The sequence below is a fragment of the Methylobacillus pratensis genome (assembly GCF_054072455.1).
The window spans coordinates 56,724-72,950 of record NZ_JBSUSR010000002.1; the positions used below are offsets into that span (position 1 = coordinate 56,724).

A 16,227-nucleotide genomic window follows, 5' to 3' on the forward strand; every position below is an offset into this window, starting at 1 on the left:
ATGCAAACCATCCCGTCCCTTGTGATGATGCTCCTGGCAACGTTCAGCCTGAGCGCCTGCGTCAGCTCGATCAAGCCTGAAACCAAGCAGCTGGACTTTTACGATTTCGGCCTGCAAACCGCGGACAACCGGGTGAGTTTCAGCCTGCCGCTGGAGCAGCTCGGCGCCAGCGACGCCATCCAGCACGGCAACATCCGCTACCGCCTCAACTACAAGAATCCATCCCAGGTTTTCGCCTATGCGGAAAGCCGCTGGTCCACCCTGCCGATAGACCTCTTGCGCCAGAAAGTCGCCAATGCCTCGCCCGCCAATACGGCATGCAGCCTGAAGCTGCAGATCGTGGGCTTCGACCAGGTATTCGACACTGCCAACAGCAGCCAGGGCGTGGTGCAGCTGCAGCTTGGACTGGTGGATAGGCGCTCGCGCAAGCTGCTGGCTTCCACGCTGGTTTCTGCCCAGCATGCAGCGCAGAGCGCCGATGCGCGCGGCGGCGTGGCGGCACTGAACCTTGCCAGCACCGAAGCGTTGCAGCAGGCCGCGGACTGGGCCGGAACAACCAGCCAATCCGCGCCCGAATGCCAAGCCGCTACATCGCAGTAACCGCCTTGGCAGCACCTAGCCGCATACGTGTCAAATGACAGAGATCAAAGTTTACCCGGTCTTTACCGACCTCAACGGCACCGGCCCGGACCCCGACCTCTCGCCGCTTCCCGTGGTCGCCAGGGTGGGCAGCTATTCCAAGAGCTGGCGGGTGGAAGCCCACGCGCACCGGCGCGGGCAATTGATGTTCGTCACGAACGGCAGCATGCGCGTGGAGACGCGCGACGGCTCCTGGATCACGCCGCCGGGCCGCGCCTGCTGGATACCCAGCGCGGCCATACACAGCGTCACCTATACCCAGGCATCGGAAATGCAGACGGTATTGATTGCGCCGGAACTGCTGGAGGAACTGCCCAGGCGCTGCTGCGTGATTAAACTGACGCCATTGTTGCGCGAGCTGGTCTCCCAGGCGGTGGCGATCAACAACCAATATGCGCTGCACGGACGCGAGCACCGGCTGATGCAAGTCCTGGTCGACCAGATCAGCACCGCCCAGCAGGCGCCGCTCTTCCTGCCCGAAGGGCGAGACCCCCGCCTGCGCCGCGTGACGGAACGCCTGCACCAGAACCCGGGCGACGACCGCAATATCGAGGACTGGTCCCAGGTTGCGGGCGCCAGCACGCGGACGCTCGCCCGCCTGTTCCAGAAGGAAACCGGCATGACATTCTCCGCCTGGCGCCAGCAGCTTTGCCTGATACGCGCCGTCGAAATGTTGATCGAAGGCGCCAGCGTCACCAACATCGCCCTGGCCCTGGGCTATGAAAGCACTGCCGGTTTCACCAGCATGTTCTCGCGCTCGATGGGAGAGTCGCCCAGCAATTACCTGACGCGCTGGTCGCAGGAAAACCCGGCGTCCAAATAAGGGATCAGTTCACGCTTCCCGTGGCTGCATCCGCCACTTCAGGCTGCTGTTGCCAGCCCCCGCCCAAGGCCCGGATCAAGTCCACGCTGGCGCGCAGCTGGCTGACGTTGAGCGTCAGCAGGGCGCGCTGGGTGTCCAGCGCCTGAGTCTGGGCCGCAGTCACCTCCAGGTAATTGGCGGCGCCTTCGCGATAGCGGTTCATCGCAAACTCCATGGATTTCTGCGCTGCCTCGGCGGCGGCCCGTTCCGCATCCGCCGCAGTCTGGAAATGATTGAGGCGCGCGAGGTTATCCTCCACCTGCTGGAACGCCTCCAGCACAACGCCGCGATAGCGCGCCCCGGATTCATCCAGCACCGCTTCGGCCTGGGCCACCTGGGCCTTGCGGCGTCCGCCGTCGAACAGCTGGAACAGCATACCCGGCCCGATGGACCAGAAGTTGCTGGGCGCAGTGAGCCAATTACCCGTGGAAACGCTCTGGTAGCCGAAAGCCGCGCTCAGGCTCAATGCGGGGAAGTAGGCGGTCTTTGCCACGCCGATGCTGGCATTGGCCGCGGCCACGCGCCTTTGCGCCGCCGCAATGTCGGGCCTGCGTTGCAGCAAGGTGGAGGGCATGCCGAGCGGGACCTGCGGCAAGGCGATGGCGTCCTGCCTGCTGGCAATCGCGAAACTGGAAGGAGATTCGCCTACCAAGGCGGCAATCGCGTGCTCCACAACCGCGCGCTGCGCCTTGACCTGCTCGAGCTGCGAGCGTGTCGTTTCCAGCTGGGTCTGGGCGCGGCTCACGTCCAGCCCGGGCACGATGCCGGCATCGTGCCGCGTCTTGGTGATGGATAAGGCCTTGTCGTTGGCCTGCACGGTTTCCTCGAGGATATGCAGTTGCTGGTCCAGTCCGCGCAGCACAATGAAATTCTCGGCAAGCTGTGCCTGCAGGCTCAAGCGCACCGACTCCAGGTCGGCTTCCATCGCGGCAGCCTCGGCAACCCCGGCCTTGACCGTGTTGCGCACGCGACCCCACAGATCCAGCTCGTAATTGGCCTGCAAGCCTATGCTGTAATTCGAGTAAGTGGGCGGGATCACGGCATTCGGCGGCACCAGCGGGCGGTGCTCGGAAACGCGGTTGCGCCCGGCCTGGCCGTTTGCCGAGAGGCTGGGGAACAAGCCGGCGCGGGCTTGCTCGCTATATGCCAGCGCCTGCTGGTAGCGCGCCAATGCGGCCGACAGGTCCGGGCTGTGCGCGACCAGCTTCTCCTGCAGCGCATCGAGCTCGGCATCGCCATAGAGCTTCCACCAGGCGCCGCGCGGCAATTGGTCGGCAGGCTGCGCCGGCACCCAAGGCTGCATTTCCTTGTAAGACTGGGCCACTGGCACTTCCGGCAGCTTGAGCTCGGGAGCGAAAGAGCACCCGGCCAGCGCTGCCATCACGCCATAGGCAAGAACGTGTTGCCTGATGCTCATGACTTGGCAGCCCCTGCCCCAGCGTCGGCAGGCGCCCGTACCTGCAGGCCGTCGGCGATATCGTCAGGCGGGCTATCCACCAGCCTGTCGCTTGCCTTTATCCCTGAACCGATTTCCAGGGTTTTCCCAAGGTCGCGCGCAATCGTCACCGTCTTGAGCACGACCTTGTCATGCTCGTCCAGCGTGGCGACACGCACGCCGTCCTGGCGCACGATCAAGGCGCTGGCAGGGATGCTCAAGGTCGTGGCGCTGGCGGGCAGCTCGATACTCGCGCGTGCAAAGCCGCCAGGCAGCAACTCGCCGTCTTCATTCGGTACCAGGAACTGGAACAAGGTGGTGCCGGAGGCCGCATCCACCGCCTGCGCCGATGCTACCAGCTTGGCGGAATACTCCACGCCAGGCCGGCCGGGAATGGTCACTTTCGCCGTGGCGCCCTTGCCAATCGCAGGCACGTAGCTCTGCGGCACGTTGACATAAAGACGCAGCTTGCGCGTATCCGATACGACGAAGAGCGGCTGGCCGGACTCGCCTGCGTTGATCAGGGCGCCAATATCGGTGGAACGCGCGGTGACGACACCTGCGAATGGCGCCACCAGCTTGGTGAAGCCCTTGGTGGCCTGTATGCGGTCAAGATTCGCCTGCGCGGCCTGCAGAATGGCCTGCTTGGCAGCGTAATCGCCGATCCGCTCGTCGACTTCCTGCTTGGAGACGGCATCGGTGTTCAGCATGGATTGCCAGCGCTTGGCCGTCGTGCCGGCCAATTCGGCATTCACCTTGGCGGTCGCGACATCGGCCTTGGCCTGCAGCAACTGCTGGTCGAGGTCCGGGGTTTCAATTTCACCCAGCACCTGTCCCGCCTTGACCTCGCTGCCGATGTCGGCATGCCATTGCTTGAGGTAGCCGCTGGCGCGCGCATAGATGGGCGCACGCGCAAACGCTTCCAGCCTCGCGGGCAGCTCCAGCGTGCGTGCGCTGCTGTCCTGCTGGGGGCTGACCAGGGTCACCGACGGGACCGCCTGGTCGTTCGTCCACTCCTTGAGCGCCTCGCTTTCCTTGGCGCGAATCGACAAACCGTACACCACGATTGCGGCAGCCACCAGGGCCACGATCAGGCCGCCTCGGCGTACGGTGCGGCGCGGCGCGCCAAGATCGGCAGAACTAAGATCAGTAGGCCTGAGATCAGATGACATTGACTTCTCCATAACTCGAATTCTCTACGACAGGCTTGCGGTAGTTGCGATGCACCACGCTGAACACCACCGGCACGAAGATCAGGGTGGTGACGGTGGCGAACAGCAAGCCGCCGATCACGGCGCGGCCCAGCGGCGCATTCTGCTCGCCGCCCTCGCCTAGGCCCAGCGCCATCGGCGCCATGCCGATCATCATTGCCAGCGCTGTCATCAATACCGGGCGGAAACGCACGAAACCTGCCTCGATCGCGGCCTGGGTGGCGTTGCCGAGCTCGGCAAGGCGCTCACGCGCAAAGCTGATCACCAGCACGCTGTTCGCCGTCGCCACGCCCATGCACATGATGGCGCCCGTGAGGGCCGGCACCGATAGCGGCGTGAAGCTCGCGAACAGCATCCAGACGATCCCCGCAATCGCGGCAGGCAAGGCGCTGACGATCACGAAGGAATCGCTCCAGGACTGGAAATTCACCACGATCAGCAGGTAGATCAGCACGATCGCGCCCACCAGCCCGAACAACAGGCCCGAGAACGCATGCTCCATGGTCTCGACCTGGCCGAGCAGGGCGACGCTGGAGCCCTTGGGCACGCTGTCGGCATGCGCGTCGATAATGCGGCGGATATCCTTTGCCACCGCGCCCAGGTCGCGTCCCTGCGTAGTGGCGTTGATCTGCACCATGAGCTGGATGTCGTACTGGCTGACCAGGGCGTTGGAATTGCTGCGCGAGAAGCTGGCCAGGCCGCCGAGGATTTGCGGCGTCGTAGTCGGTGCGCTGCCGTTGATCGGCAGGTTTTCCAATGCCGAGAAGCTATCCATGCGGTATTGCGGCGTCTGCATCACAATCGGGTAGGACACGCCGTTGGCCGGGTTGAGCCAATAGGTGGGCGCTACCTGGCTGCTGCCGGCCAGGGTCACCACCATGTTGTTCGTCACGTCGCGCGTGGTCAGGCCCACTTCCTGCGCACGCGAGCGATCGATATCGACATTCAATACCGGGTTGCGGCGCGACTGCTGCACGCGTACATCGGCAATGCCTGGCACCTTGCGGATTTCCGCGACCAGCTGGTTGGCGTAATCGAAATTGGCCTGCAAGTTGCTACCGCGGATCTGCAGGTCGATCGGCGCCGGGGAGCCGAAGTTAAGGATCTGGCTCACGATGTCCGCAGGCGGGAAGGTGAAGGTCGCGTCGGGGAACAGGCGCGGCAGCTCCTCGCGCAAGCGCTTGACGTACATGGCTGTAGGCTGGTGCTCCCTGGTCAGCGCAATCTGGATGTCGCCGTCCTGCACACCCATCAGGCCGGTATTGTTGTAGGTCAGGTTGATGGAGCTGATCGGCAAGCCGATGTTGTCGACGATGGTTTCAATCTCATGCGCAGGGATGATCTTGCGGATCTCGGACTGGATATTGGCAAACTTGGCCGCCGTGTCTTCCAGCCTGGTCCCGACCGGCGCCCGCACGTGCATGAGGATCTGCCCGCCGTCCACCTCGGGGAAGAAATTGCGCCCGAGGAACGGCACCAAGGCAAAGCTCAGCATGACGAAGGCCATGAAGCCGACAATAAACTTCTTGCGGTTTGCCAGCATCAACAGCAGCACGCCGCGATATCCCTCGCGGAAGCGCTCGAAGCGCGCCTCGAACCCGCGCTGGAAGCGTACCAGCGGGTTGCGCGACGGCGGCAAGGCATGGTCGCTGCCGTGCAGGTCGGTATGCGGCGCATGCGGCTTGAGCAGGTACTTGGCCATGGTCGGCACCAGCGTGCGCGACAGGATGAAGGAGCTGATCATCGCGAACATCACGGCTTCGGCCATCGGCACGAATAGGAAGCGCGACACCCCTTCGAGGAAGAACATCGGCACGAACACGATACAGATGCATAGCAACGACACGAACGCCGGCGTCACGATCTGCCGCGCGCCGTCCAGGATCGCCGGCTCGACCGGCTTGCCCTGCTCCAGATGCCAGTTGATGTTCTCGATCGTCACCGTGGCGTCGTCCACCAGGATGCCCACCGCAAGCGCCAGTCCGCCCAGTGTCATGATATTGAGCGTTTCCCCTATCAATGCCAGGCTGGCGATCGCGCCCAGGATGGACAAGGGGATGGAAATGGCGATAATGACCGTGGAGCGCCAGCTGCCGAGGAACAGCAGGATCATGATGCTGGTCAAGGCGGCGGCGATGCAGCCTTCCAGCACCACGCCCTTGATCGCGGCGCTGACGAAAATCGACTGGTCGTTGATCGGGCGTACCACCAACTCATCCGGCAGGGTAGGCTTGATTTCCTCCAGCTTGCTCTTGATGCCGTCCACGATCGCCAGTGTGGAGGTGGCGCCATTCTTCAGCACCGACATCAGCACGGAACGCGCCCCGTCCACATGCACGAGGTTGGTCTGCGGCGGGTTACCGTCGCGCACCTGCGCCACGTCGCGGATATACACCGTCGCGCCGTTGACCACCTTGATCGGCAGGTTGCCCAGCTCCTCCAGTTTGGAGGGCGCGTTATTGAGCTGGATCGTGTACTCGAAACTGCCGATTTTCTGCGTCCCGGCAGGCAGGATCAGGTTCTGCGCCGCCAGCGCGTTGGCAACGTCCTGCCCGGAAAGCCCGCGCGCCTGCATGGCGTCCGGGTCCAGGTCGATCTGCACCTGGCGGGTTTTTCCGCCGAAAGGATAGGGAATCGCCGCGCCCGGCACCGAGACCAGGCGCGTGCGCACCGCATTCATGCCGAGGTCGCCGAGGTTCTGCTCGGTCAGGCCCTGCCCAGCCAGCGCCAGCTGCAGGATAGGCACGGTGGAAGCGTTGTAGTTGAGGATCAGCGGCGGCGTGGTGCCCGGCGGCAGCTGGCGCAGCATGGTCTGCGAAATCGCCGTCACCTGCGCGTTGGCGGTGGCGATATTGACGCCCGGGTGGAAGAAAATCTTGACGATGCCCAGGCCCGCATAGGAGTTGGCCTCGATATGCTCGATGTCGTTGACCGTCGTCGTCAGCGAACGCTGGAACGTCGTCAGGATGCGCCCGGTCATCTGGTCGGGCGATATGCCGGCATACTGCCAGGCGACCGCAATCACGGGAATGCGGATTTCCGGGAAGATATCCGTCGGCATGCGCAATGCCGACAAAATGCCGGCGATCAGGATCAAGATCGCCATCACCACAAAGGTATAAGGGCGCCTAAGCGCAACTTTCACTATGCCTAACATGCCGCGACTACCATAACGAATCCATTTGACAGACTGATTTAGTCAACAATTATTCCAGAGATATTTAAGGCTGTGCTTAATCAAAACTGCCACATTGTTGCTTAATTTTGCCATTATGCCCCGGTTGCGAATGGGGGCATTGATGCGCAATGCTGCGATTTGAAAGAAGCAAAATAAAAAAGCCGCTCCAAGAGCGGCTTGCACGGTGGTGCATCGCTACTTCTTGGCAGGCAGGTTGGCCTGGCAATTATTGTACTCGTGCTTGTAGCCGTCATCGAGCTTGGCGGCCTCACCCTCCAGCGCCAGCGTGGTGATGCCGTTGCTGTAAGGCCCGGCCTCGGTCTTGTTGAGCAGGACTTCGCGGTCAGGCAATACCAGCCATGCCGCCTTGCCCGCGTTCTCAAGCTTGACGTAGAACTTGCGCCCCTTGTCGCAGAGGTATTCCGTCGAGCCGGCAGGGCCGCGCGAGCGCACATCGGCATCGTCGCCGCCAAACGGCCAGACGCTGAACCCGCCGCACGCGGACAACAGGCTGCCAAGCAACAGCAGCAGGGAAAACTTTCCGGAAACTCCGGCGAGACGAACTGACATAATGAAAACCCTAGATCCAGTTTATGCGCCGATTGCGCTCAAACCCTAAGTATAAACAATCGTCCGCCTAGCTTGCTAGCTGCTCAGTGGCATATTGTTCCGTCATTTGCGCGGCAGTGATGGGCCTGCTCAGGCCGTAGCCCTGCAGCTCGTCGCAGCCCAGGCCTTGCAGAAAGGCTTTCTGCGCATCCGTCTCCACCCCTTCCGCCACCACCCTGAAGTTCAAGGTATGCCCGAGGGCAATGATCGCGGATACGATGGCGCCGTCATCCACCCCGTCGCCGCTGCCGAGGTTGCTGATGAAGCCACGGTCTATCTTCAGCTCGTCGGCGGGCAAGCGCTTGAGGTACAGCAGGCTGGAATAGCCCGTGCCGAAATCGTCGATCGATATCTTCACCCCCAGCCGCGCCAGCGCATGCAGGATATCCAGTGTCGCCTTGACGTTGTGCATGGCCGTTGACTCGGTGATTTCCAGCGTCAGGCAGTGGGCGGGCAAGCTCCAGCGCGCCAGCGTGGACTTGACCACCTCCAGCAGCCTGTCGTGGCTGAACTGCACGGCGGAAAGGTTGACCGCGACGTGCCAGTGCCGGTAGCCCATGTCGTGCCAGGCCCGCATCTGCCTGCATGCCTCGTTCAGCACCCACTCGCCGATCGGGACGATCAGCCCGGTCTTTTCCGCCAACGAGATGAACTTGTCCGGCGGCACGGTTCCCAGCTTGGGGTGGTGCCACCGCAGCAAGGCCTCGGCCCCGACGATATGCTCGCGGCCGGCATCGAACTTGGGCTGGTAGACTAGGGCGAATTGCTGCTTGTCCAGCGCCATGCCCAGGTCCAGCATCATGTCGAGGCGGCCCTGCGTATCGATATGCATCGAAGCCTCGAAAAAATGGTAGCCGTTCCGCCCGGAACGCTTGGTATGGTACATCGCCGTATCGGCATTGATGGCGAGCTCGCGGTAGGTCTGCCCGTTGTCCGGTGAAATGGCGATGCCGATGCTGGCCGTCACGCGCAACGTCCTCCCGCCGCTGGTGAACGGCTGGCGGAACGCCAGCACGATCTTGCCGGCGACGACCGCCGCATCCTCTGGCGTGGCCTTCTCCAGCAGCACCACGAACTCGTCTCCGCCGACCCGCGCCACGGTATCCTGCGCACGCAGCAATTTGCGCAGCCGCGCCGCGGCTTCGATCAGCAGGCTGTCGCCGACGTGGTGCCCGAGCGAGTCGTTAACGGTCTTGAAGCCGTCCACGTCGATGAACATCAGGGCGAAACTGTTGTGCTCCCGCCTCGCCTTGTGCAATGCCTGGCTCACGCGGTCTTCCAGCAGGGTGCGGTTCGGCAGGCTGGTCAGGTTGTCGTGCAATGTCTTGTGCAGCAGTTCCTGATTGGCAATTTCCAGCGATTTCGCCAGCTGCGCGGTCTTGGATTCCAGCCGCGCATCCAGGATGGAAATGAGCAGCGCGATGACCAGCACGCTGGAGGTGCCCATCACCACCATGATGGTCAGGTGCTCCAGGCTGCCGCTTCCCACAGCGGCGCGGCAAACGCTTCCCAGCGGGAACTCCGCGGCCGCCATGCCCGTGTAGTGCATGCCGCAAATCGCAACGCCCATCACCAGGGCGGCAGATGCGCGGGCCAGCAGCAGATGCGGCACGCGCTGGCGCAGACGGAAAGCGATCCACATGGCCGCCGCCGAGGCCGCCACTGCAATCGCGACGGACAATGCAAACAGCCCGGGATCGTAAGTCGGCGCTGGTTCCATGAGCATCGCGGCCATGCCTACGTAGTGCATGCTCGCCACGCCGATGCCCATGATCACCGCGCTGACCAGCAGGCGCTTGAGCGGCAAGACGGGCTGGATGACCTGGTACAAGGCAAAACCGGAGACGACGATCACCAATGCCAGGGAAAACACGGTGATGCCCATGTCATACCCCAGCGGGATCGGCAGGCGGAACGCCAGCATGCCGATGAAGTGCATCGACCAGATGCCGATACCGAGCGTCGCCGCGCCTCCCAGTAACCACCATGTTGCCGCCCTGCCCTTGGCGGTATTGATGCGTTCTGCGAGATTGAGTGCGGTATAGGATGCGAAGATGGCCACCACCAGCGAAATGGCGACGAGGTTTACATCATAGAATTCTTGCAGCATGGACACACACCAGGAGAATACGACTGAACTCCTAGTTACGGCTGCGTATCAGCTGTTCTGAAGCCGAAAAACAGAATAAGCAAAAAATCTTTTCACAACAGCATTTTAGACAATCATGAAAATTAAAAAAGCAGAAAAATATGCAAAACTGAAATGCCAACAACCAACGTATCGAGAAAAAAGATTGATTTTGCCAGCATGACCGGGAGTTGCCCCAGGCGCATGCCTTCGATCTGCCATTAAGCTGGCGGCAGGCTAGTCTGCGGCAAAGTAGCGCCTGCTCCACAAGACGATGGTATCCGCCACGAACTCCGCAGCCGGGCGCTCATACACCATATGGTCTGCGTCCTCTATCGCCAGCAGGCTTTTCGGCTGCGGGGCGGCTTCAAAAATCGCATAGGCGTGGCGCATGGGCACCATGTCGTCCCTGGGGGAATGCATGATCATGAGCGGCACCTTGAGGCGCCGCATGGTATCCCCTATTTGGAACTGCCTGGCGTTGTCGGCAAACTGCCGGCGCAAGGTATAGGGCTGGCGGTTCACCTCGATCCCGGTCGCGCCGTCCTGCTCGATTTCCCTGGTTTTTTCCGCGCCGATGATCTCCAGTACATGCGCCGGGCTCTCCGGCGTGGCGATCGTGACGCAGGCCTTGGCTTCCGGGATCTGGCTGCATGCATCCAGCGCCACCAGCCCGCCAAAGCTGTGGCCGATCAAGATATCCGGCGCCGCAACCTGCTGCCGCAGCCATTCCGCGGCGCTGACGAAATCCTGGACCTGGGTATCCAGGTTGGTGAGCGAGAAATCACCCTCGCTTTGCCCGATGCCGGTAAAGTCCAGCCGCAGCGAGCCTATGCCGTAGTGGAGCAAGCGGCGCGCGGTCCTCGAGGCGATCAATATGTCCTTGGTGCAGCCGAATGCCGGCGCAATCATGGCGAGGCCCGACAACGGGCCGTCGGGCAACTCCAGCCTGGCCGCCAGCCCCAGCCCGCTCGCGTTCCGGATGGTGACGTTCTGTGATTCCTTCAATACCGCCATGGGTGACACTCTGCCTCATCAATCAAGGTGCTGAATACTAGCATTGTTATCGGCCATGCATGGCGGAATCGGCGGCTGGCGCCATTTGAGCGGGCATCCCCAGCGCCATCCCCTGCCTATGATCCTGCTTGCTAATTAAAGAATCCTTCTCCAGCGCCGTTGATTTTTGATATATTGCATATTGACTAATAAAAATCGCCCATGCGCGCCGCAAGAAGCGCCAGGGGAATCTGGTCGCCAAAGAAACCAGAACGGCATCGCCATTAAGACAATTGTCAGTCAAGGGAGAACTTACATGCTAGAAGATGCCTTTACGCGGGTTAGAAATCTCGTCGCCGTCCCGCGGGACAACCCGGAACTGCTTTGCGCCAAGTGTACGGAACTATCCCGCTTCATTCCCCTGCTGTACTCCATCCTGATAGCCAATAGCTGGGTCCTGGCCATCAGCTTCATCAACTCGGCGCCGGTCGCCATGACCTTATGTATCGCCATCTTCCTCAGCGCCATCTGCGTGGTCAGGACCATCACCTGGTGGCGCAACCGCCATGTCGTCCTCACGCCAGACACGGCGCTGCGCGAAGCCAGGCGCACCAACCGGGTCGCCGCCCTGCTCACTATCGGCTTCCTCACCTGGGCCATGATGCTGTTCCCACACGGCGATACCTACACGCAAAGCCATGTGATCTTCTTCCTCGCCATTTCGCTGATCAGCACCATGTTTTGCCTGATCCACCTGCCGTCGGCTGCGTTGATCGTCGCTGGCATCATGGCGGTATTCTTTACCGGCTTCCTCGCCGTCATCGACGTGCTGACGCTCAAGGCCATGGCGGTTAACATACTGCTCGTGCTGGTTGCCGCGGTCATCATCATCCTGATCCAGAGCCGCGACTTCGCCCGCATGATCAATGCCCAGGTCGAGCTGCGCCGGCAAATGCGCGAGCAGGCCAAGCTGCTGCGCATGCTGGACGACATGCCTGTCGCCGTCATGACCATCGAGCTCGACACCTTCAACATCGACTATGCCAATACCACCTCCGTCAACCTGATCAGGAGCATCGAGCACCTGCTGCCGATCAAGGCGGAAAACCTGCTCGGCACCTCCATCGACATCTTCCACAGGCAGCCGGAATACCAGCGCCGCCTGCTGGCCGACCCGGCCAACCTCCCGCATATCGCCCGCATCAGGCTGGGGCCGGAGATACTGGAATTGCAGGTCACGGCCGTGCGCGACCACGATGGCCGCTATATCGCCCCCATGCTGACCTGGGCGATCATCACCAAGGAAGTCGAGGCGGAGAACCAGATCCTGCAGCTTGCCCACTACGACCCGCTCACCAAGTTTTCCAACCGCAGCCGCTTCTACGAGCAGCTCACGGACAGCCTGCAAGCGCAGGACAGCCGCGTGGGCATCCTGTTCATCGACCTGGACGGCTTCAAGCTGGTCAACGACTCCAAGGGCCACCGCATCGGCGACATCCTGCTCAAGCAGGTCGCCGACCGCCTCCGCCTGCGCACCGCCAGCCATGGCGGCTGCAAGACCATCGGCCGGCTCGGCGGCGACGAGTTTGCCGTACTCATGGAGCACAACGACCCGTGGCAGGCCAAAGCGCTGGCCGACTCGCTCATCGAAATCATCACCGCCCCGTTCCACCTCGAAGACGACGCCAACGTCAACATCGGCGCCTCCATCGGCATTGCCCTGGCGCCGCAGCACGGCACCACGGCCGAACTGTTGCTGGCGCGCGCGGACATCGCCCTCTATGCCGCCAAGACGGCGGGCAAATGCACGTTCAAGATGTTTTCCGTGGAGATGGAGCAACGCATCCAGGAGCATACCTACCTGGAATTGAGCCTGCGCCTGGCGCTGGAGCATTACGAGAACCTGTTCGTCTTCTACCAGCCCATCGTCGACATCGAGACCGGGCAGGTCACCACCCGTGAAGCCCTGGTGCGCTGGTATCACCCGCAACGCGGCTGGATCCCTCCCTCCGAATTCATCCCGCTGGCCGAACAGATCGGCCTGATCGGCCGCCTGAGCTATTTCGTCATCAACCATGCATGCAGCGATGCCGCCGACTGGGAAGAGCAGGTTGGCGTTGCCGTCAATATCTCGGCCAGCCTGATCGGCAAGGGCTTCCTCGTGGACATCATCCGCTCCGCCCTGCTCGCTTCCGGCCTGCCACCCAGCCGCCTTGAGCTCGAGGTCACCGAAACCGCTCTGCTCAACCATGCCGAGGAAGGCATCGAGGAATTGCACCAGTTGCGAGACATGGGGGTGCGGATCGCGCTGGACGATTTCGGCACTGGCTATTCTTCCCTCGCCCACCTGCGGATTTTCCCGTTCGACAAGATCAAGATCGACGGCTCCTTCGTGAAAGACGCCGTCACCCGGCCCGACTGCGCCGCCGTGGTCAAGGCCATTGCCGACCTGGGCAAGCGGCTGAACGTGGTCACGGTGGCGGAAGTCGTTGAAACCGCCGAACAGCTCGACCTCGTCCGCGCGGAAGGCTGCATGGCCGTGCAAGGGTATCTATATGGCTACCCCATGCCCACCGAGGAATATGCGGAGCAGGTAGAGCGACTTAACCAGCAGTAGCGCCACCGCTTCACCATCGGCTTGATGCCTGGGAGGGTGCGGATAAATACCGGCAGGAAATCCCGTTTTTCATACAAGTTTGCATGCAAGGACGATGTCCTTGAACCACGGCGCGTTGCCATCGATGCTCAAGCCTCTGCTTACATTCTCCTACACAACATTTTCCCATCTTCCTACATCACGCTTGGATATATGACCTTACAGTACAGCTAATGCCACTACATAAAATAAGGGTATAGTCATGAAGACTGCGGAGAAAGAGAAAAGCCAGCTAGCGGGCGCAACAGCCCCGGACAAGAAAAACACCAATGCCAAGACGCGCGACCTCGAGCAATACAAGTCGGATGCGAGCGGCGAGGCCTTGAGGACAAACCAGGGCGTCAAGATTGCGGACAACAAGAATTCCCTGAAGGCCGGCGCACGCGGGCCTTCATTGCTCGAGGACTTCATCCTCAGGGAAAAGATCACCCATTTCGACCATGAGCGCATCCCGGAAAGAATCGTCCATGCGCGCGGGGTCGGCGCCCATGGTTATTTCGAATCCTATGCCGACCACTCCGCACTGACCAAGGCGGGGTTCCTGAGCGAAAAGGGCAAGCAGACTCCCGTCTTCGTGCGGTTTTCCACGGTTCAAGGCCCTAGGGGCTCTGCCGATACCGTGCGGGACGTGCGCGGTTTCGCCCTGAAGTTTTATACGGACGAAGGCAACTTCGACCTGGTAGGAAACAACATCCCGGTGTTTTTCATACAGGATGCCATCAAGTTTCCCGACTTCGTCCATGCGGTCAAGCCCGAACCGCATAACGAAATCCCGACAGGCGCCACTGCCCACGACACCTTCTGGGATTTCGTTTCATTACAGCCGGAATCGGCGCATGCGGTGATCTGGGCCATGTCCGACCGCGCCATCCCCAAAAGCCTGCGCACCATGCAGGGGTTCGGCGTCCACACCTTCAGGTTCATCAATGCCGAAGGCGTTTCAAAGTTCGTCAAGTTCATCTGGACCCCTAAGCAAGGCGTGCTGTCGCTAGTATGGGACGAGGCGCAAAAGATCTCGGGCAAGGACCCGGACTTTCATCGCCGCGACTTGAACGAAGCCATCGAGCTCGGCAATTACCCCGAGTGGGAATTCGGCGTGCAGATCGTCGATGAGAAAGACGAGCACAGCTTCGACTTCGATATCCTCGACCCCACCAAGATCATCCCCGAGGAACTGGTGCCAATCACTCCATTGGGCAAGCTGGTATTGAACCGCAATCCGGATAATTTCTTTGCCGAAACGGAACAAGTCGCTTTTTGTCCCGCCCATATCGTTCCGGGCTTGGATTTCAGCAACGACCCGCTGCTGCAAGGCCGGGTTTTCTCTTATACCGATACGCAATTGAGCAGGCTGGGCGGGCCCAACTTTCATGAAATCCCCATCAACAAGCCGGTATGCCCTTTCCACAACAACCAGCGCGACGCATTGCACAGGACGACCATCCACAAGGGCCAGGCCTCCTACGAGCCGAACTCGATCGACGGAGGATGGCCGCTAGAGACGCCGCCAGCGGCGAAGGATGGAGGTTTCGAAAGCTATTACGAGCGCGTGGATGCGCATAAGGTCAGGGAAAGGTCGGAGTCGTTCAAAGACCATTTCTCCCAGCCCAGGCTTTTCTACAAGAGCTTGAGCGCCACCGAGCAACAACACGTTGCAGAGTCTTACAGCTTCGAGCTTGGCAAGGTGAAGAGGAAATACATCCGGGAGAGAGTCGTCAACGAGATCCTGTCCAATATCGACCTGGACCTGGCAGGCACCGTGGCCCAGAAGCTGGGCATTCCCCCGCCTAAAGGGCCGAGCATCAAAGTGCCTGAATTCAAATTGAAGCAATCCCCGGCGCTGAGCCAATCGAAACGGACGCCCGACGACCTGCAAGGCAAGAAAATCGCCTCCCTGGTATTCGACGGCGTTTCGAGCAAAGCGGTCCAGCCAATCGTCGACTGGACGAAAAAGCACAACATCACGCTGCAATTTCTCGGGCCGTCCTCTGCGCCAATCAAAACTAGCGACGGCAAGTCCATCGAGGTGGACGGGTCGATCAAGGGAGAGCCTTCGATTCTATATGACGCGGTAGTGGTGCCGGATATTCGAGACAGCTCGGCATTGTTGAACAACGGCGAAGCGGTGCACTACCTCCTCGAGGCATTCAAGCACTTGAAGCCGGTTGTGCTGACAGGGGATGGCGCCAGCTTGACGGAAGCGCTCAACCTGGACGAGGACGAAGGCCTGTTGCAGGCCAAGGACTTCAATGCGGTACGGGACCGTTTCGCCGATGCCTTGCTCGCCCATCGCGTATGGGCAAGGGAAGGAAAGGTGGGCAGCATCCCAGCGTAGGCAAATTAATTGACGATATTAAGCCCGCCATAAAAAAGGCCTCTCCTTAGAGAGGCCTTTAAATCAATGTGGTGCCGGTGAGAGGAATCGAACCCCCGACCTTCTCATTACGAATGAGCTGCTCTACCGACTGAGCTACACCGGCTCCATTGCGCATTTTATCGCAAACTGGCGAGTA

At 61.1% G+C, this 16,227-nt stretch carries 10 protein-coding genes and 1 tRNA gene; 4 read left to right on the forward strand and 7 right to left on the reverse strand.

Annotated elements, in window-relative coordinates:
• Together ACW4YW_RS04990 and ACW4YW_RS04995 are read left to right on the forward strand one after the other, a co-directional pair.
• Positions 1-600 carry an ABC-type transport auxiliary lipoprotein family protein gene (locus ACW4YW_RS04990; RefSeq protein WP_457136556.1) on the forward strand — a complete coding sequence of 200 codons (600 nt, stop codon included), beginning with the start codon at positions 1-3 and terminating at the stop codon, positions 598-600.
• Positions 601-634: 34 nt separating this feature from the next.
• On the forward strand, positions 635-1,462 hold the full coding sequence (locus ACW4YW_RS04995; protein WP_457136557.1) for a helix-turn-helix domain-containing protein: 828 nt from the start codon (positions 635-637) through the stop codon (positions 1,460-1,462).
• 4 nt (positions 1,463-1,466) lie between these two features.
• Here ACW4YW_RS04995 and ACW4YW_RS05000 read toward each other — a convergent pair whose 3' ends face one another.
• The 6 genes from ACW4YW_RS05000 to ACW4YW_RS05025 form a co-directional block, all read right to left on the reverse strand.
• The gene (locus ACW4YW_RS05000) at positions 1,467-2,918 is read right to left on the reverse strand and encodes an efflux transporter outer membrane subunit (RefSeq protein WP_457136558.1); all 1,452 of its coding nucleotides are present in this window, start codon (positions 2,916-2,918) and stop codon (positions 1,467-1,469) included.
• Positions 2,915-4,108: an efflux RND transporter periplasmic adaptor subunit gene (locus ACW4YW_RS05005; protein WP_457136559.1), complete on the reverse strand. Its 1,194-nt coding sequence runs from the start codon at positions 4,106-4,108 to the stop codon at positions 2,915-2,917. Before ACW4YW_RS05005 ends, ACW4YW_RS05000 begins: the two co-directional genes overlap by 4 nt.
• The gene (locus ACW4YW_RS05010; RefSeq protein WP_457136560.1) at positions 4,098-7,304 is read right to left on the reverse strand and encodes an efflux RND transporter permease subunit; all 3,207 of its coding nucleotides are present in this window, start codon (positions 7,302-7,304) and stop codon (positions 4,098-4,100) included. Before ACW4YW_RS05010 ends, ACW4YW_RS05005 begins: the two co-directional genes overlap by 11 nt.
• A gap of 216 nt (positions 7,305-7,520) precedes the next feature.
• Positions 7,521-7,895, reverse strand: coding sequence for a hypothetical protein (locus tag ACW4YW_RS05015; protein ID WP_457136561.1), 375 nt, complete (start codon positions 7,893-7,895; stop codon positions 7,521-7,523).
• A 67-nt stretch (positions 7,896-7,962) separates the two neighbouring features.
• Positions 7,963-10,044 carry a putative bifunctional diguanylate cyclase/phosphodiesterase gene (locus ACW4YW_RS05020; RefSeq protein ID WP_457136562.1) on the reverse strand — a complete coding sequence of 694 codons (2,082 nt, stop codon included), beginning with the start codon at positions 10,042-10,044 and terminating at the stop codon, positions 7,963-7,965.
• Positions 10,045-10,299: 255 nt separating this feature from the next.
• Positions 10,300-11,079 (reverse strand): alpha/beta hydrolase, encoded by a 780-nt coding sequence (locus tag ACW4YW_RS05025; protein WP_457136563.1) that lies wholly within the window; start codon positions 11,077-11,079, stop codon positions 10,300-10,302.
• 295 nt (positions 11,080-11,374) lie between these two features.
• Between ACW4YW_RS05025 and ACW4YW_RS05030 the strand changes: the two genes are divergently transcribed.
• Positions 11,375-13,675 (forward strand): putative bifunctional diguanylate cyclase/phosphodiesterase, encoded by a 2,301-nt coding sequence (locus tag ACW4YW_RS05030; protein ID WP_457136564.1) that lies wholly within the window; start codon positions 11,375-11,377, stop codon positions 13,673-13,675.
• 241 nt (positions 13,676-13,916) lie between these two features.
• The gene (katE, locus tag ACW4YW_RS05035; RefSeq protein ID WP_457136565.1) at positions 13,917-16,049 is read left to right on the forward strand and encodes a catalase HPII; all 2,133 of its coding nucleotides are present in this window, start codon (positions 13,917-13,919) and stop codon (positions 16,047-16,049) included.
• Positions 16,050-16,118: 69 nt separating this feature from the next.
• Here the strand turns inward: katE and ACW4YW_RS05040 are convergent.
• Positions 16,119-16,194: transfer RNA gene (locus ACW4YW_RS05040), tRNA-Thr, on the reverse strand.
• Between the last annotated feature and the right edge of the window lie 33 nt (positions 16,195-16,227).